We start from the raw sequence: 24,962 nt of genomic DNA on the forward strand, positions 1-24,962 counted from the left end.
TTTCAGCATTCGATGAATATATTGTGCAATATACCGTCAATAGTGTTGTTTGAGGGCATACTGAAGGTTGAGAAGTAAAAAAGGCATTCAAAAACGAATGCCTTTCGTTATGCTTGGGATCGGTGAAAGTTAACGCATTTTCGCCAAGAAACGGCTTAAACGGTTCATTGCTTCACGAAGCTCATTTTCAGCTGGGAGGAAAACTACGCGGAAATGATCAGGCGTAGGCCAGTTAAAACCTGTGCCTTGTACCAATAAAACTTTTTCAGCTTTTAAGAAATCTAACATGAATTTTTCATCATCTTCGATAGGATAAATTTCTGGATCAAGTTTAGGGAAGCAGTACATTGCGCCTTCAGGTTTAACACAAGATACCCCTGGAATGTCGTTCAACATTTCCCATGCGATATTACGTTGTTCGTACAAACGACCACCAGGACGAATCAAGTCATTAATCGATTGATAACCTCCTAACGCTGTTTGAATCGCATATTGTGCTTGATGGTTAGCACACAAACGCATTGACGCAAGCATGTCTAAACCTTCAATATAATCTGCAGCACGTGATTTATCACCGGTAATCGCCATCCAACCTGAACGGTAACCTGCGATACGATATGCTTTAGACAGACCATTGAAAGAAATACATAACTGATTACCTGCAAGTGCAGCTACAGAAACGTGTTCGATACCGTCATAGACGATTTTGTCGTAAATTTCGTCTGCAAATAAAATCAGATCATATTTTTTAGCCAGTGCAACAATCTGTTCTAAAACATGACGTGGATACACCGAGCCTGTTGGATTATTAGGGTTAATGACCACAATACCACGAGTATTTGGTGTGATTTTACTTTCCATGTCGGCAATGTCTGGGTACCAATAGTTTTGATCATCACACTTATAATGAATCGCAGTACCGCCCGAAAGATTTACCGCAGCAGTCCATAATGGATAATCAGGCATAGGAACCAGCATTTCGTCGCCATCATCCAATAAGCCTTGCATTGCCATAACAATCAGTTCAGATACGCCATTTCCGATATACACATCTTTGACATGTAAATCCAAAATTCCTTTTTGCTGGTAATACTGACAAATTGCCTTACGTGCCGGGAAAATACCTTTGGAATCTGTATAGCCGACTGCATTCGGTAAATTTAAAGCCACATCATTGATAATTTCTTGAGGGGCTTCAAAGCCAAACGGGGCGGGATTCCCAATATTGAGCTTAATAATTTTATGACCGGCTTCTTCCATCTCATTGGCCGCTCGTAACACTGGTCCACGAATGTCGTAGCAAACATGCTCTAACTTTGACGATTTTTTGATTTCGCGTGGGGTTGTGTTACCTAAAACGGACATAATCTTATCCAATTATTTTGAGTTAAAAATATAGATTACTGAAATATCACAATCTATGTTGAAATTTAGCTAGAAATTTTCCAAGCTCTAGCGTAAATATGGAAGTACTGAAGCATGACATTGAATGTCAAAGATTTAAAGGAGTTTAATGATGGGAAAACTCAATAAAACAGACCGAGAATGGCAAAGAGAGTTATCACCAGAGGAATTTAAAATTACCCGACAAAAGGGCACAGAGGCTCCTTTTACAGGTAAATATTGGAATACTAAACAGCATGGAACTTATGTTTGTCGATGCTGTGGTACAGAATTATTCACCTCTGACACCAAATATGACAGTGGTTGCGGATGGCCGAGTTTTTTTAAACCGATTAATAATAGTGTTATAGAAGAACAAGATGATCACTCTCATGGGATGGATCGTGTCGAAATTATATGCCATCATTGCGACGCACATTTGGGACATGTGTTTGAAGATGGACCACAACCGACGGGCTTACGCTATTGCGTGAATTCCGCTTCTTTAGAACTAAAATCACAAGAAAAAGGCGACGAGGAAACGTATCCATGACCAACATTTATCAGTTCGAGGCTGAGTTGTTAGAGGGTGAAAATAAATCTTTTTCAGATTACCAAGGAAAAGTTTTATTGATTGTCAATACTGCGAGTAAATGTGGTTTCACTCCACAGTTTGCAGGATTGGAAAAACTTTATGAAAAATATAAAGATCAAGGACTTGAAGTTCTAGGTTTTCCTTGCAATCAATTTGGTGGACAAGATCCGGGTACCAATGAACAAATTGGCAGCTACTGCCAGCGTAACTACGGTGTTTCATTTCCTATGTTTGCCAAAGTCAATGTCAAAGGACCAGAAGCACATGTGATTTTCCGTTATTTAACCAATAACAGTAAAGGTATTTTGGGGAATGGCATTAAATGGAATTTTACGAAATTCTTGATCAACAAAAAAGGAGAAGTGATCAACCGTTACGCGCCTACTACCAAACCTGAAGATATTGAGCAAGACATTGAAAAAGCCTTGGCTGAATAATCCAACATCTGTATCTCAGTCAAATTGCTAAGATGATGTACTCAGATACAACTGTTGAATTTTGGAGTGATCCACAAATGCCCTATGTTGAAACACGTAGGGCATGTCAGAGTCGAATTTGTTATAAATCCCATAGTCATCCGACATTTTCAATTGGTGCTGTGGATTGTGGTATCAGTCGATTTAGCAGTTACTTTGCTCAGGATCAACAAATACAAGCAGGTAGCTTGGTCATTATTCCTGCAGAAATTGAGCACTCCTGTAACCCACTGGAAAATGAGGTTTGGAGCTATCAAATGATGCATTTGGATGCACATTGGGTTGTTCAACTCTTTTCAGAATTGGTTGAGGATATTGAGCAGCTTTATCCTCAGCATGTTCCGGTATTAAAACCTCAGATTATCTATCATTCAGATGCTTATCAGTCATTCACTCAACTCAATGAGGTATTGTTTGATTCATCTTTATCCATTTCATTCAAGCAACAAAAGTTAGTTGAAGTCTTATCTGAAATTTTACTGTCACATTTTGAGTTGGATCTTTTAAAGCAATCCGATTATTTTCAAAAGTATTTGAGTAGAATGATTGCTTTAATTGAAAGAAGTCAGCACATTCTTTCTTTGGATGAATTAAGTCAAGCGGTGGGAATTAGCCGTTATGCGATTATTCGCTTATTTAAAAATAATTTTGGTCTTACACCACATGCTTACCAACTTAATCAGAAAATAAATACTGCCAGACATCTTTTAAAGTCGGGGCAAACAATCGTTCAGACTGCGCATGCCTTGGGCTTTAACGATCAAAGCCATTTTCACCATGTCTTTAAATCCCATACAGGTATAACACCTAAACAGTTTCAGACCCAATTTTTGAGCGCATAATTGCGCAATTTTTTACAAGATTAGCGGGTCCAAAAATATCTAAGCTGATTTAAATATTTTTTGGAATCGGCTAATGGAACTGTTTTTAATTGTTGCAGTCACACATTTTATTGCTTTACTTTCTCCCGGACCTGATTTTTTTCTGATTTTAACCACTTTATTTAGAGAAGGGCGACACGCAGCAAAATGTGTATGTCTTGGTATTGTCTTCGGTAATATCGTGGTGATCGGCTTTGTGTTTATTTCACTGTTTATACTGGGGCAACTTCATCAAGCTATTTTAGATGTGGTGAAATGGGGTGGGATAATTTATTTAAGCTATTTATCCTATCGCTGCTTTACATATGCATGGCATGCTGATTTTACTCATGATACTCAAGTAAGTAGTAGTGAGCAGAAAGTCCCTAAAAAACTAAAATCATTGTTTTATGGCATTCAATCCAGTGTTTTAAATCCTAAAAATATTCTATTTTACGGCACAATCATTTTAGTGATCTATCGACCCTATACAACATGGCAATTATGCTTGGTGAGTTTATGGATGGTCTGTGTCGTATTATTTTGGAATTTATGGTTGATTCATCTGATGAGCCAAAAAAAGGCGTTGCATTGGTTTCAATCGAAAATAAAAGCGATATATTATTTGTCGGGGTTATGTTTTGCCGTATTTGCTGGGATGTTGTTGTTTAGCTGATTAAAATGCCGATCTAAATTTTGCTTTAGATCGGCATTATTTTTTGATTTACCCATTTTTCCTAATATTTAGCCTTCACTGTTAAAGTGGAGCTTCTGATGGTTTATTGGTTTTATTGCGTCTAAACAATATATTGTGAATGTCATCAATAAAGGTATATACCACAGGAATAACCAGTAAGGAGAGGAAAGTACTGGTGATCAGCCCTCCAATCACAGAAATTGCCATTGGCGCTCTAAAGCTTGGATCAGTACCAATACCCAATGCAATTGGCAACATTCCTGCACCCATTGCTAAAGTCGTCATAATAATAGGTCGCGCACGTTTATGACAGGCATCGAGCAGTGCATTGATACGGGAATATTGTCGTTCACTCCGTGCGATAATGGCATAATCCACCAACAAGATTGAGTTCTTACTGGCAATACCCATCAACATAATCAAGCCGATCAGACTTGGCATGGAAAAACTGCTCTTTGCCAAAAGCAGCAATACAAATGCACCCCCCAGAGATAAAGGTAAAGCAACCAAAATGGTGATAGGTTGTAAGAAGTCTTTAAACAATAATACCAACACCACGTAGATACAGAGTACACCCGTCAACATGGCGAGACCAAAGCTCTCAAATAGCTGTTGCATCACATCCGCATCACCAAGGTTGGTACGCTTTACTGAAGGTGGCAAGTTTTTAATGGTTGGAAGTTGATCTACTGCATTGGCAACATCACCTAAAGGTTGATCATTGAGTTCGATATTAAAATTGATATTGCGCAATCGATTAAAGCGGTCGATTTGTGAAGGTCCACTTTCAATATTAACCTGAGCAATCGTCCCTAACATCACAGGACCTTTACTGCCTGTAATCATCAAGCGCTTAATCAAGTCTTGATCTTGGCGTGCAGATAAAGGCAGTTTGATCACAATGGGAATTTGCCGTTGTGACAGATTTAATTTTGCCAAGTTCTGATCAAAATCACCCGCAGTGGCAATACGAACAGTTTCAGCAATATTTTGAGTGGTGACGCCTAAATCCGCTGCTTTTGCAAAATCAGGACGAATCACTAATTCTGGACGAATTAATGCAGCACTTGATGTAATACTGCCAATATTAGGTATGGTGCGAATCTCACGTTCGACTTGACGTGCTGTGCTGATGAGAACATCAGGATCATCCCCTGAAAGTGCAATTTGATATTGACTGTTATTACCTGCAATACCGACTTGAATACGTGCGCCTGGAAGTGGTGCCAAGCGTTGGCGTATATCATTTTCAATTTTTTGTAAGCTGACAGAGCGGTCTGAGCGGTCGGTGACTTGAATGGTTAAGGTGGCTTTTCTCGGTTCACTGGAAGCACCACCAGCAAATGGATCGGTTCCTGAAGATCCTCCACCAATTGTGGTGTATACACTTTTAATTTCAGGATGATCTTTGATTAAATTGCGTGCATATTCAGCTGCTTTCAAACTATCAGGAAACTGAGAGCCAGGTGGTAACTCTACTCGTACTTGGGTTTGTCCAGTATCTGGCGGTGGCACAAAACCCGTTGGTAAGAGTGGAATCAGCATAATTGAGCCGACAAAAAATAAAATAGCGCTGCCCAATGTGATCCAACGGTGGTTTAAACACCATGTGACCATTCGCATATACGCTCGCATGACACGACCATCTTTTGCACGATCATGTGCTAACTCAAGATCCCCATGATCATTGGGATGTTGTATTTGATTTTCTTGTACCTGTGGCGTTTCTATTTTACCGATCCACGGTTTGAGAATATACGCTGACATCATTGGTGTGAGCAAACGCGCCACTAAAAGTGAGGCAAAAATTGCCAATGAAGCAGTCCAACCAAATTGAACAAAGAATTTACCTGCAATACCACTCATAAATGCTGTCGGTAAAAATACTGCAATCAGGGTAAATGTTGTGGCAATGACAGCTAGTCCAATTTCATCTGCTGCCTCCATTGCAGCTTCATAGGGTGTTTTACCCATTCTGAGATGCCGGATGATATTTTCAATTTCAACAATAGCATCATCGACCAAAATACCGACGACCAATGACATTGCTAAAAGCGTGACAGTATTTAAGGTGAAACCCAAATAATACATACCGATTAAAGCAGGTAAGATCGATAAGGGCAGTGCTGTTGCGGCAATGATGGTTGCTCGCCAATCCCGTAAAAACAGCCAGACCACTAAAATGGCGAGAATTGCACCCTCATACAAGAGCGACATTGAGCCTTTATAGTTATCGACCACAGGATTTACAAAGTTAAATGCTTCGGTGATTTTGATATCTGGATGAGCTTTTTTTAATTGATCCAATGCTACTTTGACGCCTGTTTCAACCTCAACCTCACTTGCACCTTTACTCCGTGTAATTTCGAATCCAATAACAGGGTGACCATTTAATAAAGCTGCAGAACGTCGTTCAGCAATGCCATCACGTACAGTAGCAACCTGATCAAGACGGATATGTCTGCCATCGCTCAGTGCGATATCCATAGTACCAATTTCAGCAGCTGTTTTAACGGTTGCAATGGTACGGATGGACTGTTCACTGCCTCCGATTTTGGTTTGACCACCTGAAGCTTCTTGCTGAATCAGTCTTAATTGACGGGTAATGTCTGTTGCTGTCGCGTTAAGTGCTAAAAGTTTTTCAGGGTCGAGTTCAACTTCGACTTGACGAGTAACCCCTCCAACCCGAGAAACAGCGCCAACCCCTTTGACTTTTAACATGGCACGGGCAATATCGTAATCGACAAACCAAGATAGTGTTTCTTCATCCATTCGAGGAGATTGAATGGTATAGGTCAGGATCGGTGAGCCAGATAAATTGATTTTGCTGACAATGGGGTCACGTAAATCCGCTGGTAAGTCTGAACGCACTTGCGAAACGGCATTGCGGACATCATCGACAGCTTCTTGCAACGGTTTTTCTAGTTGAAACTCGGCTGTAATGACCACCACACCATCTTGAATATTGGTATATTGATTTTTAAGCCCTTGTAGAGTAGCAATTGAATTTTCAATTTTACGTGCCACTTCTGTTTCAAGTTGAGGTGGAGCAGCACCGGGTAAAGCCGCCGTAACAGTGACCATCGGCAACTCAATATCAGGGAATTGTTGTATTTTCATCCAATGAAAACACATTAAACCCGCTAATCCAAGCATAATGAAAAGTAAAATGCCAGGAATTGGATTTTTAATTGACCAAGCGGAGAAATTCATATCATTTCTCCTGTGGAGCCACAAGTTGTTTTGTTAACGGGGTATCTGGAATGGTTTGACCCAGTTTGACCAAATCCCCATCTGCCAAGAAACCTGTTCCTGAAGCTACAATTCGAGTATTGGCAGGTAAATCAAGAATTTCTACTCGATTATTCAAACGTCTACCAATGCTGACTTTTTGTTGAGAGACACGATTATCTTTATTCACTATGAATACATAAGAGAAACCATCACGTAACAAAACAGCGGTTTGCGGTACAGTTAAAGCGGGTTTTTGACCTAAATCAAATTCGCCCTTAACAAACATGCCCATACGAACTGCGTCAGTGGTTGGTATATCGACATAGACCAGACCATAGCGTGTTTGTGGGTCGATCACAGGTGCAATCATTCTTACTGTCCCTTGAACAGCAGATCGAGAAGGATCAGGCGAGGTAATTTGGGCTGTCATACCTTTCGCTAGTTTATATAAATCAGTAGAGGTAACTTCAGCGCGCCATTCCAAACGATTATCACGAATTAAGCGAAACAACTCTTGACCAGTTTGTGCTAAAGAACCCACAGTCGCAGTACGTGCAGAGATTACGCCGTGATCAGGAGCAATGACTTGGGTTTGTGTTAAGCGGAGTTGATTGCTATCAATTTGTGCCTTCGCAGCATCTAGACGAGCTTGAGCTGTATTCCGTGAAGTCAGATATTGAGTAGCTTCCTGTTGAGAAATTGCGCCAGTATTTTTAAGTTGTTGGATACGTTGATTATTGAGAATTGCATCTGCAAGTACGGCTTTTGCTTCAGCATAATTGGCTTTTGCTGTAGCTAGTTCAGCACGAATACTTTCGCTATTGATTTCAGCAAGTACTTGCCCACGTTGAACTGAATCACCAACATTGACATTGACTTTGGTTATGCGCTGTCCAGACAGTTCACTACCGATGACGACTTCTTGCCAAGCAGCAATATTTCCATTGGCGGTAAAGTATTGTTTCCAATTTTGAAGCTCAGGCTGTACCACTGTAACGGTGAGAGAGGGTTTTGTATTCGACGAGGGTGTATCTACATTTTGTGAAGAAACTTGTTTTTTATTTGAAGATTTCCATGCAAAGAAAATCACCACTAAAACAATAACAATCACTGCAACAACGATCCAGATTTTTGAATTTATGCGTTTTTTTTGCATTGGGTCATGCGATTTCATTTTAGTTTTTTAAATAGGTAAAGATAGTGCAGTATCTCTAAACGATCTAGGTTTGGTCAAGCTTTGAGTGGGTTGTATCTGTGATATTTTTCAAATTTAAATGTGTATTTTTTTATCTTGAACATACTCGGGATTGGAATATTTAAAGTTTGATAAAAGAACGTGAAGCTGCATTTTGCTATGTTGAAATTATTTCTATGTTTTTAATATGAAAATAGGATGTATTGACACTTTGAGATTAAAAATAGTGAAGCAGTAAAATTAAATTACCCATGAAAGTAGCACTTTGAATGATACGAAGAATAAGGCTCTTAGATGAGTGCTAATTTATGTAAGATCCATTACATTAAAGGGTGACTGATTTATGTAGTCTGTATCTTATAAAACGTTTACCACTTATGATAATTTCTCTATCAATCACAAAGCCTAGTAAAAAAATTCCTTTCAACTTTGTCCTTGTTGGAGGTAATAGAATTGTGATTGACTCAAAACCCATTTCAGTAAAAGCTCTTTTAATAATTTCATTAAAAATTTGTTTACCTAATCCCCAATACTGAGGATGTAGTACTAAAGCTAAGTCTGCATCGCCGTCTTCATACTGCATACCGCCCCAACCAGCAAATCTCCCATCTACAATAAAAGCCCAAGGACCATAACCATATTCAATCCATTGCTGTTCTTTTTCTTTAACCCAAGCAATACATTTTTCTTCATCAAAAATAACCCCATTTGCTAAAGGCATCTGTTTGAGTACACGTTCATTTGTATTCAGCTCAATAATATCTTGGTTGCTAATATTTTTTAAACGATCAAACTTAATATTCAATTTATTTTCCTTTATTGAGAGTGTGGGGTATATACATGAAAGCCCTTTAGAGAGCTTTTAAAACCAAACTATAATTAAATTTATGGAGAAGTATCAGAATTGACTTTCGCATGGCACCCCATCTCCATCACCGTCCATTTTTGTTCCTGGGCAATTATTTATAAAAAATACTGCTTCGTCATATGATTTCATCTCACTACAGTAAACACGTCCATCACAACGATATTGTGGAACTGAATTAGTTGCGGTAGATGAAATTTTTTCAACAGGAACAACAGCTTGTCTTTTTAAAGATTCTCTTTTATATATCCCTGATAAAAATGGAATTAAGACAGCTAGAAATACCAAGAATATAAATACACCAATAAAAATTTCAAGTAAATTGAGGCTCTTTTCCTGTGGTTTTCTCTTCTTATATTGCGACCGAATTTGGCGCTTACTATAACTTGGACTTTGTTTATCTTCGATCTTAAAATCTAAACGAATAATATTTTCAGCTTTTATTCTTCCGTTTTCACTCACAATTCGAAATTTTAATTTTTCTCCGATTCTTGGAGGGAATTGCTTATAAGGAAAATCACTGATATGAAAAAATAAATCTTTCTCATGATCTTCAAGTTGGATGAAGCCATAACCTTTATTTTCATTGTAGACCTTAATTTGTCCCTCTTTAAACATATGATTCTGCAACATTGATTTTTAGGTAAATATGGTGAGCAAAGATATCATTTTTAAATGAAAAATTGAATGTCTGAGTTTATAATTGAAATAAAATAAGCCTCATATAAACTTTTAAATTCAACTATATCGAAAGTTTAATTAAGGTAAGTACTGTTTTAATCAACACTTTTATACAACTTAATTAACTCTTTGATTTAAATGAAGAGTACCTAATTAGAGGAGCACTTTATATGTAAAGAGATTTTTTACTTAGTAATTTAAGAAAATCAAACTATCTTACAGTGGCGTTTATTGCTTGATTTTATAAAAGCCAAGAAATATTATATCTGGCTAGATGCTTAAGCTAACTATTTTAATGAATTCTAAAATCTAAATTTTGTAAAACACTCATTATTTTCAATAGCTCAGCTTTTAGTATAAAGTTCGTTTTTTGAAGGGTGATATAAAAGATTTTATGTTAAATATGGTATTTCCTATCTCTATTAAAAATTTGAATTTAGAGATTGGGGTGAGGTTTGGTAATTTAAAATGACGTGGACAACTTTATTAGTTTTTATTCCAGCATGTTTTGCTTTAAATATGATCCCAGGCTCTAACAATATGTTATCAGTTCATAATGCTGTTCATTATGGGTTTAGCTCTTCCTTCGTCGGAGGAATCGGTCGTTTATTTGCATTCGTGATAATGATATTTTTAGCATCTGCAGGCTTGGCGACAATTATTACAACATCAAAGATCTTATTTCTTTTTATTAAAGTATTAGGTGCACTGTACTTAATATATTTAGCTATCCAATTGTGGCGTATTGAACCTGAAGAACAGGTTATACATGGTGAAAAATCTTTAGTGAAAAAGCCTAGTAAGCTTTCACTTATGCGACATGAGTTTATTGTTGCTGGTGGTAATCCAAAGGCAATTTTAATTTTTACAGCTTTTTTACCTCAATTTGTATCTTCTAGTGAGCCTGTTGGTGAACAGTTTTTAATACTTGGAGTTGTTTTTATTATTTTAGAAATAGTAGCGATAAGTATTTATGCATTTTTAGGATTAAATCTCCAAAAGTTACTTTCAACCAGGACTGCAAAAAAAATGTTTAATAGAATTTGTAGTGGGATGCTTGGAATAGCAGGATTTGCACTTTTATTGAGTAAAAAAAATGCATAACCGTCAAATCTTTTGTTAACAATATTTAATTAATAAGCTAAATGTAGCTTAGGATCTGTTGATATTTAGTATTGATAACTTAACCTACAAGAGCCATCAATATACAGGCGAATACAACAGAAATTTTATAGTTCCGTTTAAACTTCTCATATCGAGTGGCTATTCCTCTATATTGCTTTAATCTACAAACATATTTTCTACAAAGTGCTTGATTTTATATAAATACCAGTAGGTGATTGGACAACGCTTGATCTTGGTGCAACATATAAAACTAAACTGGGTCAAACTCCGACTATGTTTAACTTCCGTGTGAATAATGTGTTTGATAAAAATGATTGGTCATCTGTTGGCTTATATGACAACATCAACAGTACGTCAAATACCAACAATGGATATTTGGTTGCAGGGCAACCTCGAACATTCATGCTAAGTGCTGCTTTTGATTTTTAATAGCAGTCATAAAAAATGCCCCTTGATTGGGGCATTTTTATTGTGGTTTACAAAATTGCTTTTAGACGTTGTATCACTTGTTCACATTGTGCAATATCTGCAACCAGTGCCATACGGACATGACCTTCACCCGGATTACCTTGTGCAGTATCACGCGAGAGGTAGCGACCAGGTAAAACTTTAATATTGGCTTTTTCCATAAGCATCTTGGCAAAGTTTTCATCATGATCGACTTTTAACCAGTAATAAAAACCAGCGTCTGGTTTTTGTAAAGGTAAAAGATGACCTAATTCATTTTGGAACAACTCAAATTTTGCCCGATATAACTGACGGTTTTCTTCAACATGTGATTCATCGTTCCAAGCAACAATCGAAGCCAATTGATGTTGAACAGGCATCGCAGCGCCGTGATAAGTACGGAATTTTAAATAAGGTTTGAGTAATGCCGCATCGCCAGCCACAAAGCCTGAACGCATACCCGGTAAATTAGAACGCTTAGATAGCGAATGGAATACAATGCAGTTTTTATAATCATCGCGTCCTAACTCAGCACAAACTTCCAGTAAGCCAGTAGGTGCTTCATCAAACCACAACTCTGAATAACATTCATCAGAGGCAATCACAAAACCATATTGATCAGAAAGCGCAATCAGCTTTTTAAATTGCTCTTTTGAAAGGACTGCACCAGTAGGATTGCCAGGAGTGCAAACAAACAAGAGTGCGGTTTTTTCCCAAACTTCAGCAGGGACAGCATCAAAATCACCGAGATAACCATTTTCTTCGGTACAGTTGATAAAGTAGGGCTGAGCACCTGCTAAAAGTGTTGCACCTTCATAAATTTGATAAAACGGATTCGGCATCACCACATAAGGTGCATCATCACGATTAATCAATGCTTGGACAAAGGAAAAAATCCCTTCACGGGTGCCTGTTACAGGAATTACATGATCTTCAGCACTGATACTGTTGAGATGAAAGCGACGACTCAACCATTGTGCAATACTTTCACGTAGTTCAACTAAACCTTTACTATTGGGATAAGTTGAAAGATGCTGAAAATTATCAATGATCGCTTGCTTCACAAACTCAGGTGCAGGATGCTTCGGCTCACCAATAGAAAGTGGAATCAAAGGTAAATCTGCGGGTTTTACATCCTGAAAAAGTTGCGCTAACTTTTCAAATGGATAGGGATGTAATAAAGACAAACTAGCGTTCATGAAACAATTACCACAATAGAATTAAAGATTAATGTTGCCCACAGATTTGATTTGATGCTTCATCCAGTGCCGCTTTTAATTTTGCGGTAAAGACTTCTGCTTCTGTTTCTGTAAGAGGAGTGCCATCTTTTTTAGTGACGAAGAAAATATCTTCTGCTTTTTCGCCAAGTGTAGCAATTCGAGCTGAATGGATATCTAAACCTTGCATCATAAATAAACCACCAACACGTGCAAGTAAACCGGGTTGGTCGAGAGTTGAAATTTCAACCATGTTTTGCTGTAACGCTTCATTGAGTGTTACATCAACCGTATTTTCAATATCAAAATGACGAAGTTGGCGTGGAATGCGACGCTGCATTAGACCAGGGTATTTATCTGATTCAGATAAGGCTTTAATTAAAGCCTGTTTGACCGTGTTTTCACGTTCTGGATCAGTTAATAAAGTACCAAAACGATCTAGAACGACATATGTATCTAAACTAAATGCTTTGGTTGCAGTGATAATACGCGCATCTTGGACGTCAAGATTCATACGATCTAAAATAGCAACAGTGGTTGCAAACAAGTTAGGTTGATCTTGTGTGTAAATAAAGATCTGAACAGCATCCTGTGCTGCTTTTCGATGCGCACGCATGAGCACTAATGGTGCAGGGTTGTCGCCGTGCTGCAAAATGGCGCGGGTATGCCATGCAATTTCATCTGCTGATTCTTTGAGAAAGTACTCGTCTCCCAACTCTTGCCAAACTTTTTCCACTTGATCGAGTGGGAATTCATCCACCAATACTTCACTTGCTGAAAATTTAGTATCCTCAATCAGCATTTGGTAGTCCACTGGACGACCTAAGCCTGAACGAATCACATCACGTGCATGTGTATACAGTTGACGCATTAAAGAAGAGCGCCAAGTGTTCCAAAGTTTTGGATTGGTTGCATTGATATCGGCAACAGTCAGTGTGTAAAGATAATCTAAATGCTCCATATCCCCGAGTTTTTCGGCAAATTCTTTAACTACATCGGGGTCAGAAATATCTTTTTTCTGTGCAGTCATCGACATCAATAAATGATTTTGGATCAGCCAAGCCACCAAATTACATTCACGCTCGGTAAATCCATGTGCCAAACAGAATTCAATCGCATCTTCAGCACCCAGTTCACTGTGGTCACCGCCACGTCCTTTGGCAATATCATGGAATATTGCAGCAAGGAAAACGATATCACGGCGGACTAAACGCTGAAAAACTGAACTTACAACAGGGTAATCTTTGGCAAACTCTGGCTCTTTAAAGCGATTTAAATTACGGATTAACAGTAACGTATGTGCATCGACGGTATAGATATGGAATAAATCATATTGCATTAGCCCCATAATTTGCCCAAATGCAGGAATATAATTGCCCAATACACCATAACGTTTCATCGCCACCATCGTTTCATATAAACGATAAGGCGAGCGAATAATTGCCATGAACAATGCTTGATGATTTGGATTATCTCGGAAAGCTTGATCAATTCGTTTTGCGGCTAAAGTCAACAGACGTAAAGTACGTGCACGAATGCCTTCAATTTCAGGACGATTTGCCAAGATATAGAAAATTTCTAAAATAGCACTTGGATTTTCTGAGAATGTTTTATGTTGTTGGACCGCAAGTTTGCCATCCACCAGCTTGAAGTGTTCGTTAATATTTTCAATTTTACGCTCATAATCTGGTAAGCGTGGGGTAATTACTGACTCATTGAAATATGCCAATAACATTTCATTTAACGTGGAAACCTGTTGAGCTGTCCGATAGTAACGTTTCATGAACTGTTCAATCGGATAGTTTGGATGATGGGCATCCTCTCGTGTATAGCCAAATTTAGCCGCAATATCACGCTGATAATCAAACAATAAACGGTTTTCATCGCGCTTGGTTAAACGGTGCAAGTGGTGGCGAATTTCCCATAGAAAATTTTCAGCCTCTTCAAGTACACCTAACTCAAATTCAGAAATAAAACCTAAATGAACCAAATCGTAAATACGATTTACGCGAAAATGGCGTTTTGCAATCCACCCAATTTGATTGATGTCTCGAATACCACCCGGCGCATTTTTGATATCGGGTTCTAAGTTACTTTCTGTGTTGTTGTGCTGTGCATAGCGGTGCGCTTGTTCAGCCATTTTTGCATCAAAGAACGTTTTGTCAGTCCAAGTCTGAGAAACAACTCGACGTGGCCATCTTGCTAAATGCTGATTACCAATAATTAAGCGCGCTTCAATAAGAGAAGTGGCTACAGTCAGATCGGTAGTGGCTTGTTCAAAGCAACTGCGGATGGTACGTACACTGATACCTGGTTTGAAATTGCCCACATCCCATAATGTTGAAATAAACTGTGTGACGATCTGCTCTTGTTCAGGGGAAAGGTCTTCCTCCGACAAAATCATGATGTCTACATCAGAGTAGGGCAACATCTCACGTCGACCATAGCCGCCTACAGCAAACAAACCTAAATCTGTTTGATCTAAACCCGAATGTTTCCATAAAAACATCAGGGCTTCATCTACGACATTTGAACGAGCACGAACGATTTCACGTATGGTTGTTCCATGATCATAAGCCTCATTTAACTGTTGTTCGACATCACTACGCCATTGATTGATTGCTTTAATGTCGTTGTTGTCGCTTACATATTCCAACAGAGGAGAGGTGTTGATCATGGATATTTTGTCCGCAAATTTATAGGCTATTTGTTTAAATGAACAGTCACTTTTGATGCTGCTTCTTGTGCAAGTTCACGTGCTTGGTCTGTCGTTTCGGCACGGGCAGTTGCAACGCCCATACGACGACGTTTAAATCCTTCAGGTTTACCAAAAAGACGTAGATCTGTAGCAGGGTTTTGCAAAGCAAGATTTAAGCCAGAGAATGAAAGATTATTCGCATCGGTACCTGCATAGATGACAGCACTTGCGGCAACACTATGGCGTTCGGTATTGACAGGCAAACCTAAAATAGCACGAGCATGCAATTCAAATTCACTTTGGAATTGAGATGCAAGTGTAACTAAACCAGTATCGTGTGGGCGAGGTGACACCTCACTAAACCATACTTTATCGCCTTTTACAAACAGTTCTACCCCAAAAATACCACAACCGCCTAAGGCTACAGTGACTTTATTGGCAATACGTTTTGCTTCATTTAAAGCGGCTTCAGTCATGATTTGAGGTTGCCAGCTTTCTACATAGTCTCCTGCATCTTGACGATGCCCAATCGGGTCGCAAAAGGAGGTCTCAATTTCACCCGTTTCAGGGTTTTTCGCACGTACAGTAAGTAAAGTAATTTCAAAATCAAAGTCAATTTGAGATTCGACAATCACTGTGCCCTGGTTTACACGACCACCTGTTTGTGCATATTCCCAAGCAGCATCGACTTCAGCATATTCTTTTACTCGAGATTGTCCTTTACCAGAAGAAGACATCACTGGTTTTACAAAGTTCGGATAACCAATATCATCACAAGCAGAACGGAAACTTTCTAAAGTATTTGCAAAACGATAAGCAGAAGTAGGTAAGCCTAATTCTTCCGCTGCCAAACGTCGAATTCCTTCACGATTCATGGTCAGATTTACTGCTTGAGCAGAAGGAATGACAGTGGCAATATTTTGTTGTTCAATTTCCACCAAGACTTGTGTGGCAATCGCTTCAATTTCTGGAACAATCAGATGAGGCTTAACTCTTTCGATTAAAGCTTTAAGTTCATTTGCATCTGCCATATTTAAGGCATAAGAAAAATGAGCAACTTGCATGGCAGGTGCGTTTTCGTAGCGGTCTGCCGCATGGACTTCTACACCAAGTCGTTGTAATGAAATCACCACTTCTTTACCCAGTTCACCTGAACCCAACAATAAAACTTTATACGCAGATGATTGAAGTGGGGTACCAATAGTCACGCTCATGCGATTCTTCCATGCTTGTCTTATGGATTGTTAGCATAGCAGAAGTCAGGCATCTGTTCAGGGTTGATTCACATAAAATAATGATATTGTCTAACAGTTTTTTTTATATAAGTTAAGCCACTACTTTTTTAAGTGTTCCAATGCTTTGCATAAAAAATAAATGGCTAAATTGATTTTTTTAATTTTTTCCTTTTTTGAATAAAAAGTATCAATGCAATGATACAAATGAGAATTTCAACAAAAAAAGACCAATGAAAAATAAAGTTGAGCCACCACGGTTGATAACGTGCGCTAACTTCAAAGAAGACGTAGGGCTGGTCAATAAAAGGGGCAAATAGCCAAACATCACCGACAAAAGTATCTAAGAAAATATGTAATAGTGCGGCAGATGCAAAAAGGCTGAACATCCATGCGATTTTAGAGTTGTATTTTGTTTTCACTAAATAAATTAAAGCAATAACAAAAATTGGAATCCAAAAAGAAAACCAATGTAAAAAATATTTGTGGTGATGCACAGAACGGTGGTCAAACAAATAAAAATAAAATAGATCTATATCTGGGAAGATAGCGCCAAGCATAATGATGCTAAAGAATGCTTTGTGGCTGATTTTAGTTTGTTTGAATTTTTGATGAAGAAGTCGGGCAAGAATATAACCCGAAGGTAAGTGTGCAATGAACATAATAGAAATCTTGCGAAATAAGCTTTAGGATGATTTTTTAAATGTGGTTAAGTTTTATCAATCATGAAACATTTACCATAACATAGAAATGATATGTAAAAAGATCAAGTTTGTAATGCCACGCTTAACATCTTAAGTTTAAATTATTTGTTTTACTTAGGCGATGCTTCACTTTGCTCACCTCATTTTTTAACCGTATTCTTGCACTGCAAACAAAGTAGTGCCCTGTTTTTTTTCATATCCTCCATTCGACAATCGCAACATCCATCTCGTGTTACCGTAGAAAGACCACATTTATATTTTATCAATATTTAAAAGTATTGAATGCTCATTTTTTGACTACAGCAGGAAGCCTAATGTGTTTTTATAATGTGCTTTAAACAATGTGATGAAAATTAAGAATGCACAAATTGTTGGTCAAAAAGATTCTTTATTTTAAAAACACCTTACCATTCAATGAAATGATTTCATAATCTAAACGGTGATTTTTAAAGAAGGTTTAGCATGATGAATGTTAAACATAGGTATAGACCAAACCATAGGCGAGTGCTGCAATAAGCGTCGCTAAAACGATTCGTTTAAATTTAAAGTACAACCCTGTCAGTACCACAAAACCGACGAACATCGCAAAACTCTTATTGGGTGTTTCAATTAACGGGGGAAGAGTTGCAACAATCAACATTGAGCTGATCGCTGCAATACCAATACTGCCCAATGCTATTTTTAGCCATGTTGAGCCACGTGACTGTTGATGTTGCTGGCTTTTTTGCAATAAATAAAAGGGACCAAAGCGAGAGGCAAAGTTTGCAATACCTACCAAAATACCGACCAGAATAATATGTAAGTCCATGTTAAATACTCACTTCATCTTTTTGTTTTAAAATGTAATATTTAAATAATCCCGCCAAAATACCTGATGCAATACCGATGAAAATTGCTGCTGACATATTGATAAAATAACACGCCATAGCCGAAACGACTAAAGAGACAATAACCACAAAAGTATGCTTTCTTTCAAAAGCGGCTAATAAAAAGCTCAAGAACAAAGCAGGAAGTAGGAAGTCTAATGCCGCTTGTAAGAACTGAGGCAAATGCGTGACTTGATCAGCAAATAATCCACCTAAAAATGAACCAAGTGCCCATGACATCCAGCTAAATAGGCTGAGTCCTAACATCCATGATTCTGACCACTCTTGACGACGTTGCGACAGTTTGATCATACCTGCGGCAAATACTTCATCAGTTAGTCCCCAAGCCCAAACTGCGGTCTTTTTTAAGTTTAAACGATCTTGAATGAGGTTTTGTAAGGCTGGACCATAAAGCACATGACGAATATCTAAGGCAATTACGGTGAGTGCGGTCATCCATATGGATGTGCCACTCCCTAATAATGCCACCACCAGAAACTGACTTGCACCAGCATACATGGAGCATGACAAAAAGAGTGCTTCCCACGCACTAAACCCGAATTGAGTTGCCGATACGCCAAAGGCAAAAGAAACAGGAAGGTAGGTAAAAATAATGGCTTGGCTATCTTTCGCGCCTTGCCAAAAGCCAGCGATTTGGACTGGAAGATTGTGCTCGGACACAGGACACCTAAAAACCAGAGTAAAACAAAAGGTAAAATCAAGATTGAGTATTCTACCTGAATTTACTAGCATAGGAGTGAAATGTTTATTTAGGCGTGACTTTATGTTCGCAAATCAGTCGAAATTATTATTGAGTATGACCTTGATTTTAGGTGTTTTAGGTTTACAAGCATGTGGTAATTCATCTTCTGAACCTCAGCAAAAGGTCGAAATCAAAGCTGCGCCAAAACTTACCAATGACGCAACCACATATGCTCATGCAGCTTGGACGTTAATTAACCAAGTTGAACCTTATGTTTATCGAAAACAATTAAATCTAATAGAAGACAATGTGCGAAAACCGATTCGTAAGTTGAGTACGGATTGGCGAATTAATGTCAAAATGACTGACTCTGTGACTGAAGGAAAATATGCTTTATGTCGTAAAGCCATGACCAGCTTAGACAATTGGGCGCGTTCGACGCTTGAGAAAGATGGTGAAATGCAGAAAAATCAGGCGCAATATGAGCGTGATAAAGCACAGTGTAAAGATGCAATTGATAACCCTAGTTTAGGAAATACCAAGGCGAATAATAATATTTTCTAATCAAGTATGTAAAAATGGCGCAGATGAAGCGCCATTTTTATGGTTTAACTTGATTGTGTTGCGACAATCAAGGTTTTAAAGGATTGGTTGACGCTGTTTTAACCGCTTTGTCTTTAGTCGTTGCCGCTTTTGCAGCTGTATCAGCTTTTGCCTTTGTTGCTGCATCAGTCTTCACTTTTGTAGCAGTTTCTGCTTTTGCCTTGGTTGCAGCAGTTTCTGTTTTTACCGCAGCTTTGGCATCTTTTGGTTTTGCTTCAACTGCTTTGGTGGTATCTGCTTTTGCTTTCGTTGCAGTAGTCGATGCTTTAGATGCTGTTTGCGCTGCAGGGTTGGCAGCTACACATTTTCCGCCTTTATGATTCGGACCAGTTCCACCGACTAATGTTGTACCTTTAGGGCATGCAAAAGCAGAAGCGCTAAGCACTGTGAATAGACCCGCCGTGAGAAGAGTTGTGATTTTTTTCATTTATTTCAACTTTTATTGAGATGGCATTAGCGCCTGAATAAAATATAAATCTATTTTTTCATAAGTAGAATACACAAATTGTATATTTTATTTATAAAATGATTATATATTCCAGCTATTTAAGCTTGTTTTAATTTTTATTGAAAAATACCACGCAGTTATTTTAATGTGAAGATTCATTGATTGAATGGGCAATAGCGTGTAACTGATTGATATCTAAAATTTCTATTTTTTTAAAAGCAATTTTTAGAATACCTTGTTGTTCCAGTAAGTGTAATTCTTGATTGATGGTTTGTCTTGAACATTTCAACATGAGTGCCAATTGATCTTGAGACAAATGAATCGTGTTCTTTTCAATGTATGCATGGTTTCCATAACCATTCAAAATAAACATTAAGCGTTGCGCCAAACGCTGTTGTATATGCTGTGTTTGAATCGAAATCAGTTCTAAGAAAGCAAAACGAAGTTTTTGACTGGTGAGTTGCGCGATATGGAACCAGTATTGGGGATGTTGAGCTAGAAAGTCATTCATAATCAAGTTAGGGATATGCAAAATCACACATTTATCAACAGCAATTGCATCATGTGAACGTGGCTGCTGGTCTACTAAAGATATTTCTCCAAACCACATGATTGGTTCTACGATTGCAGCAACAGATTCATTGCCTTCAATATCGATATAACCTAAGCGCACCCGACCATCTAAAACAGCATAAATGCCATTAAACGTATCTCCAGATCTAAAAATTGCCTGATCTCGCTCAAATGTTTGATAATTTGAATGTTGTTGGATAAATTGCTGGAATGGTGCAGGTAATTGAGCGTACCAGATATTTTTATTTAATAATTCAAGATCTGTTAAGTTCAGCACAAAAGTTCCTTTTTTTATTCTGCTACGCGTTTATATGATATTTCAGTTGTATCACACCATATTGGACCAATCATCACAGTTTTAGTGATCAAGTCAGTCATATCGTGCATCATGGTCTGCTATGACTCAATAACATGATTTTGCATATATCAGCATCGTAAAAATTCCAATCCATTTGCTCTGTTCTATATGGAGATATTAAATCGCAACGCTTACGCATCGTTGTTTTGCCATCATACTAAAAACTATTCATTTGTCAGCTAGCCGACAACTTTTATTTGCAAGATTTTATATAGTGGATAAAAGTAATAAACAAGGACGCTGAAAATGACTCGATTAGAACAATTGCTTAGCCAATACGCAGCCTATCATTTGGATCAAAAAAATGTGTTAACTCATTTTATTGGTATTCCAATGATCGTATTTTCCATCATGTGTTTAACTGTAAGAGCAGGCGTGATGTTATCTGGTTTTGAAATCACATTGGCTTTAGTGCTGTTGATCTTAAGTGTGATCTATTATTTAAGGCTAGATAAGGCATTGGGCTTTTTGATGTTATTGATTTACGCGATTGCCTATCCATTTGCCTATAAAATTGCTCAATTGAATATGAGTACATGGCTTGCGATTAGTATTGGTAGCTTTGTGGTGGGATGGGTGTTCCAGTTCATTGGGCATTTTTATGAAAAGAAAAAACCAGCTTTTGTGGATGATCTTGTAGGTTTAGCGATTGGTCCATTATTTGTACTTGCTGAATTTGTGTTTTTGCTTGGTTTTCGTAAAGACCTGCAAACCAAAATGTTGGCAGAAGCGAGAAAACAACGGAGTGCAATGGATCAAAAATCATTACAGACACTCCATGCAAAATAAACTCAGCATGTGAGTTAAATCAACCCTCTTTGAGTGAGTGATTCACTGAAAGAGGGAAGTAGATAAATTTTTATACAAGATAATCTTTGATTAAGATAACCAAGCCAAAAAAAAGTATGGCGCAGCCAATATAGAATTTTATTTTTTTAATTACTGAATTATGAGGCATTGGCATGAGCATTGGATCTATATAGTATTTCATTTAATCGCTTCTAAATAACGACGATTCACTTCTTCCCAATTGATGACATTGAAAAATGCTGCAATATATTCAGGACGACGATTCTGGTATTTTAAATAGTAGGCATGCTCCCACACATCAAGCCCTAACACTGGAATATTGCCATTCATCAGTGGAGAGTCTTGGTTCGCACTGCTTTCAACAATCACTTTTTTTTCAGGCGTGACGCTTAACCATGCCCAACCACTACCAAATCGTGTTAACGCTGCTTTGGTAAATGCTTCTTTGAATTTCTCAAAACCACCAACATCTTTTTCAATCGCCTCAGCAATTTCTTTGATCGGTTCACCACCACCTTGTGGGCTCATCACTGTCCAGAATAATGAGTGATTGGCATGACCACCTGCATTATTAATGACATTGTTTTTTAACTCAGCAGGAACTTCATTTACTTTTGAAACCAATGCTTCTACAGATAACTTTTCCCATTCTGTGCCTTCGATCGCTGCATTAATATTATTGATATAGGTTTGATGATGCTTGGTATGGTGGATTTCCATTGTTTGAGTATCAATATTGGGTTCAAGTGCATCATAAGCGTAAGGCAGTTGTGGAAGAGAGTAAGCCATGAAACAATCCTGTTTAGTTAAGTATAATACTAATGTTAATAATTATCATTATTATATAGGATTTAAAAAAGTGCAACCAGCAATACTCGATTATTGCGGGCTTATTTTCAAAATACGAACAAAGCAATAGGCAAAAAATTCAAAAAGTGGAATGGGGAGTTACAATCATGAAAAGTGTGAAAGTTGCTACAAGTTTAAAATTTTTTAAATAAAATTCTTTTATTGTTAAGTAAATATTGATAAAAGAGTGGTTAAATCCATATTGTAACGATAGTAGAGATGGCTAAAAAGTATAAACTTTATCCAATAAAAACCATTAAAGATTGGGAAAATGAAGATTGGGATGTGTATGAAGAGCGGAAGTCTATTTCTGGTATTATGATTTACCGAGGCTGGCCATACTCGTTGACACCTAGAGATGGCATTGGGGGGGTGTTTTCACATATTCTAAGCCCTGAAATTGCAGAATTTCTTAAAGTACATTCGATTACGGAGAGTGAACAGCAACTTGGTTTAAATAACGGTATTGTTGCTAAATTCAGAAGAAAGCTTGGTATTCAAAATAAGTTTATTTACCGAAATGATCAATGGATCCTTGAGCATAAAGATGAGCTTTTATATGACAGTCATCAAACACTCAAAGAGAAGTATGGTTTAAATCGGAATCAAGTTTACCAACATAAAGAATGGTTGTCAGAGTTAATTGATATACCTAAAAACAAAAAAATGAGAAAAACTTCAGCAGATGATCTGCAAGAACAATGGTTCCAAAAGCATAAAGCGCAAATGACAGAAATGGATATAGAAGAGATAACTTTAAAGTTTAATGTCAGTCCTTTTATCGCAACAAAAACCTATAATCGTATTCGTCAAGAACTTGGAGAGTTAACTTTTTCAGCACAATTTCAGCAAAACAAGCAGGATAAATATCAATGGTTGTTAGATCACCAAGACGAATTATTAAATTCGGGCAAAACAGTTGCAGAACTGGCTGAGCAATTTCAAAAGACCAATGGGCAAATTTTAAGAGCGAAAGCTAGACTAAGAGAAATTTTAAAAATACAAAAAGTACAAGATCAAAATCGCGAATGGTTGCTGGCAAATCAAGAGATTTTATTTCATTCAAAACTAAGCAAAGAAGAAACTGCAAAAAGATTAAGCATCGAAACTAGTCAGGTTTATAGAAGAAGAGGAAAGCTGAAAAAACTGCTCAATATCCCACATCATAATGATCTAGTTCAGGCTTGGCGTTTAGAGAATCAAGAGGTATTACTTTCTTTGCATTTGTCGATTTCTGAAATTGCTAAAATACTGAATCGGAAAGAAGGATATATTGTCAGAAATAGAGAGATTCTTCGAAAATGTCTCAATATTTCACTCAAGGATCAAATAAAAGCATGGGTGCTAGAGCACCAAAATGATTTAGAAAATTTAACGGTGGATCAACTTCAAAAAAAATATGGCATTGGGAAACATAGAATTCAAAAGTATCGAAAACTTTTAATCGAACTAAAATAAAATGAGAGACAATTAGGGGCTTAGTCAAACAACGCTAGGGCTTGTACCACAAATGATTTCCAATTTTTGATAGATCGTTTTTTTATTCTCATAAAGTGGCTGCAAAGCAGCGACCACTATGTACTTAATTATGATAATTAAGTACATATGTTTAAAACACAAAATTTTGTTTTTTGTAGTTTTTTTATTATTTAAATCAATAGCTTAAAAGGGTGTGTTTGTGCACCAACAACGATAATCAATAATAACTATCATTATTATTTGAGTGAATTTAAATTTTGTGTTAAGTTTTTCTACATTAAAAATAAGGTCATAATAATGTTGAATAATATTTTTACTATTCTTGATAAAATGGGATATGGGACACAAAAACGCGCAATTAATGTTCAATTTTCAAACTTGGAACTCAGTGCACAAGTGATGTTACAACGTATTGATGGTTTTCATGCCATCAATGAAGGATTGTCAGCAGAACTGATTTGTCTGTCTCTCAATCCATTTGTAGAACTCAAACAGTTTATCGGTTGCCAAGTCTCTGTAGATCAAGTCACAGATTCAGGCAAGCTTTTTAGAACTACAGGGATGATTACTGGGGCGAGTCAGGGACAATCAGATGGGGCTTTTACGCTTTATCGCTTGACCCTGCAAGACGCAACAAGCTTATGGCATAAGCGTCATAATAGTCGGGTGTTTTTAGATAAAAGTGTTCCTGAAATTTTTGAAATAATTTTCAATGAATGGAGAGCCAAAAGCGCTTTGTTTGCATCCAGTTTAAAACTGGACCTGAGTGGTCTCAGCAAGAGCTATGATGTACGACCGTTTTCTATGCAATTTAACGAATCTGATCACACATATTTGACTCGGATTTTACGTGAGGAATCAATC

The 24,962-nt window shown here is 37.5% G+C and carries 23 protein-coding genes and 2 pseudogenes; 10 read left to right on the plus strand and 15 right to left on the minus strand.

What is annotated here, in order from left to right:
• Window positions 1-129 precede the first annotated feature (129 nt).
• Complete coding sequence (locus AC1Z3T_RS12930) at window positions 130-1,365, minus strand: pyridoxal phosphate-dependent aminotransferase (protein WP_004831081.1); 1,236 nt, start codon at window positions 1,363-1,365, stop codon at window positions 130-132.
• A 151-nt stretch (window positions 1,366-1,516) separates the two neighbouring features.
• On the opposite strand from AC1Z3T_RS12930, the gene msrB reads away from it, so the two are divergent.
• The 4 genes from msrB to AC1Z3T_RS12950 all read left to right on the plus strand — a co-directional run bounded on the left by msrB (window position 1,517) and on the right by AC1Z3T_RS12950 (window position 3,990).
• The gene (msrB, locus tag AC1Z3T_RS12935) at window positions 1,517-1,936 is read left to right on the plus strand and encodes a peptide-methionine (R)-S-oxide reductase MsrB (RefSeq protein WP_004831080.1); all 420 of its coding nucleotides are present in this window, start codon (window positions 1,517-1,519) and stop codon (window positions 1,934-1,936) included.
• Window positions 1,933-2,415, plus strand: a complete 483-nt coding sequence (locus AC1Z3T_RS12940; RefSeq protein ID WP_004831079.1) for a glutathione peroxidase — start codon at window positions 1,933-1,935, stop codon at window positions 2,413-2,415. The genes msrB and AC1Z3T_RS12940 overlap by 4 nt, the downstream gene beginning before the upstream one ends.
• Before the next feature lie 35 nt (window positions 2,416-2,450).
• Window positions 2,451-3,296 (plus strand): helix-turn-helix domain-containing protein, encoded by an 846-nt coding sequence (locus tag AC1Z3T_RS12945; RefSeq protein WP_213065035.1) that lies wholly within the window; start codon window positions 2,451-2,453, stop codon window positions 3,294-3,296.
• A 73-nt stretch (window positions 3,297-3,369) separates the two neighbouring features.
• Window positions 3,370-3,990 carry a LysE family translocator gene (locus tag AC1Z3T_RS12950; RefSeq protein ID WP_100885049.1) on the plus strand — a complete coding sequence of 207 codons (621 nt, stop codon included), beginning with the start codon at window positions 3,370-3,372 and terminating at the stop codon, window positions 3,988-3,990.
• A gap of 81 nt (window positions 3,991-4,071) precedes the next feature.
• Here AC1Z3T_RS12950 and AC1Z3T_RS12955 read toward each other — a convergent pair whose 3' ends face one another.
• The 4 genes from AC1Z3T_RS12955 to AC1Z3T_RS12970 all read right to left on the minus strand — a co-directional run bounded on the left by AC1Z3T_RS12955 (window position 4,072) and on the right by AC1Z3T_RS12970 (window position 9,923).
• On the minus strand, window positions 4,072-7,224 hold the full coding sequence (locus tag AC1Z3T_RS12955; protein ID WP_100885050.1) for an efflux RND transporter permease subunit: 3,153 nt from the start codon (window positions 7,222-7,224) through the stop codon (window positions 4,072-4,074).
• A 1-nt stretch (window position 7,225) separates the two neighbouring features.
• The gene (locus AC1Z3T_RS12960; protein WP_100885051.1) at window positions 7,226-8,401 is read right to left on the minus strand and encodes an efflux RND transporter periplasmic adaptor subunit; all 1,176 of its coding nucleotides are present in this window, start codon (window positions 8,399-8,401) and stop codon (window positions 7,226-7,228) included.
• 364 nt (window positions 8,402-8,765) lie between these two features.
• Window positions 8,766-9,245 carry a GNAT family N-acetyltransferase gene (locus tag AC1Z3T_RS12965; protein ID WP_100885052.1) on the minus strand — a complete coding sequence of 160 codons (480 nt, stop codon included), beginning with the start codon at window positions 9,243-9,245 and terminating at the stop codon, window positions 8,766-8,768.
• A gap of 93 nt (window positions 9,246-9,338) precedes the next feature.
• Window positions 9,339-9,923, minus strand: coding sequence for a cold shock domain-containing protein (locus tag AC1Z3T_RS12970; protein WP_010591448.1), 585 nt, complete (start codon window positions 9,921-9,923; stop codon window positions 9,339-9,341).
• Between the two features lie 531 nt (window positions 9,924-10,454).
• Between AC1Z3T_RS12970 and AC1Z3T_RS12975 the strand changes: the two genes are divergently transcribed.
• Window positions 10,455-11,090, plus strand: coding sequence for a LysE family translocator (locus tag AC1Z3T_RS12975; RefSeq protein WP_004831071.1), 636 nt, complete (start codon window positions 10,455-10,457; stop codon window positions 11,088-11,090).
• Between the two features lie 79 nt (window positions 11,091-11,169).
• Here AC1Z3T_RS12975 and AC1Z3T_RS12980 read toward each other — a convergent pair.
• Window positions 11,170-11,318 (minus strand): annotated as a pseudogene (locus tag AC1Z3T_RS12980) (IS5/IS1182 family transposase); the annotation flags it as partial.
• Here AC1Z3T_RS12980 and AC1Z3T_RS12985 point away from each other — a divergent pair.
• Window positions 11,313-11,540 (plus strand): annotated as a pseudogene (locus tag AC1Z3T_RS12985) (TonB-dependent siderophore receptor); the annotation flags it as partial. The pseudogenes AC1Z3T_RS12980 and AC1Z3T_RS12985 sit on opposite strands and share 6 nt — an antisense overlap.
• Before the next feature lie 47 nt (window positions 11,541-11,587).
• Here the strand turns inward: AC1Z3T_RS12985 and dapC are convergent.
• The 6 genes from dapC to AC1Z3T_RS13015 form a co-directional block, all read right to left on the minus strand.
• Window positions 11,588-12,757, minus strand: a complete 1,170-nt coding sequence (dapC, locus tag AC1Z3T_RS12990; protein WP_009586548.1) for a succinyldiaminopimelate transaminase — start codon at window positions 12,755-12,757, stop codon at window positions 11,588-11,590.
• 28 nt (window positions 12,758-12,785) lie between these two features.
• The gene (glnD, locus tag AC1Z3T_RS12995; RefSeq protein ID WP_004831069.1) at window positions 12,786-15,452 is read right to left on the minus strand and encodes a [protein-PII] uridylyltransferase; all 2,667 of its coding nucleotides are present in this window, start codon (window positions 15,450-15,452) and stop codon (window positions 12,786-12,788) included.
• Between the two features lie 26 nt (window positions 15,453-15,478).
• The gene (gene purT / locus AC1Z3T_RS13000; RefSeq protein WP_004831068.1) at window positions 15,479-16,687 is read right to left on the minus strand and encodes a formate-dependent phosphoribosylglycinamide formyltransferase; all 1,209 of its coding nucleotides are present in this window, start codon (window positions 16,685-16,687) and stop codon (window positions 15,479-15,481) included.
• Between the two features lie 164 nt (window positions 16,688-16,851).
• The gene (locus AC1Z3T_RS13005; protein ID WP_009586611.1) at window positions 16,852-17,367 is read right to left on the minus strand and encodes a metal-dependent hydrolase; all 516 of its coding nucleotides are present in this window, start codon (window positions 17,365-17,367) and stop codon (window positions 16,852-16,854) included.
• Window positions 17,368-17,881: 514 nt separating this feature from the next.
• A complete protein-coding gene (gene ygaH, locus AC1Z3T_RS13010; protein WP_004831065.1) occupies window positions 17,882-18,217 on the minus strand; it encodes an L-valine transporter subunit YgaH in 336 nt (111 codons plus the stop codon).
• A 1-nt stretch (window position 18,218) separates the two neighbouring features.
• Entirely contained in the window at window positions 18,219-18,956 is a 738-nt protein-coding gene (locus tag AC1Z3T_RS13015; RefSeq protein WP_005029370.1) for an AzlC family ABC transporter permease, read from the minus strand.
• Between the two features lie 103 nt (window positions 18,957-19,059).
• Between AC1Z3T_RS13015 and AC1Z3T_RS13020 the strand changes: the two genes are divergently transcribed.
• Window positions 19,060-19,542, plus strand: a complete 483-nt coding sequence (locus AC1Z3T_RS13020; RefSeq protein WP_005029367.1) for a hypothetical protein — start codon at window positions 19,060-19,062, stop codon at window positions 19,540-19,542.
• Between the two features lie 67 nt (window positions 19,543-19,609).
• Here AC1Z3T_RS13020 and AC1Z3T_RS13025 read toward each other — a convergent pair whose 3' ends face one another.
• Window positions 19,610-20,008, minus strand: a complete 399-nt coding sequence (locus AC1Z3T_RS13025) for a hypothetical protein (protein ID WP_005029365.1) — start codon at window positions 20,006-20,008, stop codon at window positions 19,610-19,612.
• A 163-nt stretch (window positions 20,009-20,171) separates the two neighbouring features.
• Window positions 20,172-20,879 (minus strand): Crp/Fnr family transcriptional regulator, encoded by a 708-nt coding sequence (locus AC1Z3T_RS13030; protein WP_004831061.1) that lies wholly within the window; start codon window positions 20,877-20,879, stop codon window positions 20,172-20,174.
• 327 nt (window positions 20,880-21,206) lie between these two features.
• Between AC1Z3T_RS13030 and AC1Z3T_RS13035 the strand changes: the two genes are divergently transcribed.
• The gene (locus AC1Z3T_RS13035) at window positions 21,207-21,749 is read left to right on the plus strand and encodes an Mpo1 family 2-hydroxy fatty acid dioxygenase (protein ID WP_100885053.1); all 543 of its coding nucleotides are present in this window, start codon (window positions 21,207-21,209) and stop codon (window positions 21,747-21,749) included.
• 198 nt (window positions 21,750-21,947) lie between these two features.
• Here the strand turns inward: AC1Z3T_RS13035 and AC1Z3T_RS13040 are convergent, their stop codons facing one another.
• A complete protein-coding gene (locus AC1Z3T_RS13040; RefSeq protein ID WP_042087292.1) occupies window positions 21,948-22,559 on the minus strand; it encodes a superoxide dismutase in 612 nt (203 codons plus the stop codon).
• Between the two features lie 279 nt (window positions 22,560-22,838).
• On the opposite strand from AC1Z3T_RS13040, the gene AC1Z3T_RS13045 reads away from it, so the two are divergent.
• Window positions 22,839-24,077 (plus strand): hypothetical protein, encoded by a 1,239-nt coding sequence (locus AC1Z3T_RS13045; RefSeq protein ID WP_100885054.1) that lies wholly within the window; start codon window positions 22,839-22,841, stop codon window positions 24,075-24,077.
• A gap of 318 nt (window positions 24,078-24,395) precedes the next feature.
• Window positions 24,396-24,962 (plus strand): phage late control D family protein (locus tag AC1Z3T_RS13050; RefSeq protein WP_483396683.1); only part of this gene is annotated, 567 nt, incomplete at its 3' end.

Source organism: Acinetobacter sp. B-6, assembly GCF_056930735.1.

Bases quoted from the DNA above. Each gene is read 5' to 3' on its own strand.
- AC1Z3T_RS13020 (WP_005029367.1), top strand. From the start codon at position 19,060: ATGTTCGCAAATCAGTCGAAATTATTATTGAGTATGACCTTGATTTTA.
- AC1Z3T_RS12930 (WP_004831081.1), bottom strand. From the start codon at position 1,365: ATGTCCGTTTTAGGTAACACAACCCCACGCGAAATCAAAAAATCGTCA.
- AC1Z3T_RS12940 (WP_004831079.1), top strand. From the start codon at position 1,933: ATGACCAACATTTATCAGTTCGAGGCTGAGTTGTTAGAGGGTGAAAAT.
- msrB (WP_004831080.1), top strand. From the start codon at position 1,517: ATGGGAAAACTCAATAAAACAGACCGAGAATGGCAAAGAGAGTTATCA.
- AC1Z3T_RS12945 (WP_213065035.1), top strand. From the start codon at position 2,451: ATGTACTCAGATACAACTGTTGAATTTTGGAGTGATCCACAAATGCCC.
- AC1Z3T_RS13045 (WP_100885054.1), top strand. From the start codon at position 22,839: ATGGCTAAAAAGTATAAACTTTATCCAATAAAAACCATTAAAGATTGG.
- glnD (WP_004831069.1), bottom strand. From the start codon at position 15,452: ATGATCAACACCTCTCCTCTGTTGGAATATGTAAGCGACAACAACGAC.
- dapC (WP_009586548.1), bottom strand. From the start codon at position 12,757: ATGAACGCTAGTTTGTCTTTATTACATCCCTATCCATTTGAAAAGTTA.
- AC1Z3T_RS12970 (WP_010591448.1), bottom strand. From the start codon at position 9,923: ATGTTTAAAGAGGGACAAATTAAGGTCTACAATGAAAATAAAGGTTAT.
- AC1Z3T_RS12975 (WP_004831071.1), top strand. From the start codon at position 10,455: ATGACGTGGACAACTTTATTAGTTTTTATTCCAGCATGTTTTGCTTTA.
- AC1Z3T_RS13005 (WP_009586611.1), bottom strand. From the start codon at position 17,367: ATGTTCATTGCACACTTACCTTCGGGTTATATTCTTGCCCGACTTCTT.
- AC1Z3T_RS12950 (WP_100885049.1), top strand. From the start codon at position 3,370: ATGGAACTGTTTTTAATTGTTGCAGTCACACATTTTATTGCTTTACTT.
- AC1Z3T_RS12960 (WP_100885051.1), bottom strand. From the start codon at position 8,401: ATGCAAAAAAAACGCATAAATTCAAAAATCTGGATCGTTGTTGCAGTG.
- AC1Z3T_RS13040 (WP_042087292.1), bottom strand. From the start codon at position 22,559: ATGGCTTACTCTCTTCCACAACTGCCTTACGCTTATGATGCACTTGAA.
- AC1Z3T_RS13025 (WP_005029365.1), bottom strand. From the start codon at position 20,008: ATGAAAAAAATCACAACTCTTCTCACGGCGGGTCTATTCACAGTGCTT.
- AC1Z3T_RS12955 (WP_100885050.1), bottom strand. From the start codon at position 7,224: ATGAATTTCTCCGCTTGGTCAATTAAAAATCCAATTCCTGGCATTTTA.
- purT (WP_004831068.1), bottom strand. From the start codon at position 16,687: ATGAGCGTGACTATTGGTACCCCACTTCAATCATCTGCGTATAAAGTT.
- AC1Z3T_RS13035 (WP_100885053.1), top strand. From the start codon at position 21,207: ATGACTCGATTAGAACAATTGCTTAGCCAATACGCAGCCTATCATTTG.
- ygaH (WP_004831065.1), bottom strand. From the start codon at position 18,217: ATGGACTTACATATTATTCTGGTCGGTATTTTGGTAGGTATTGCAAAC.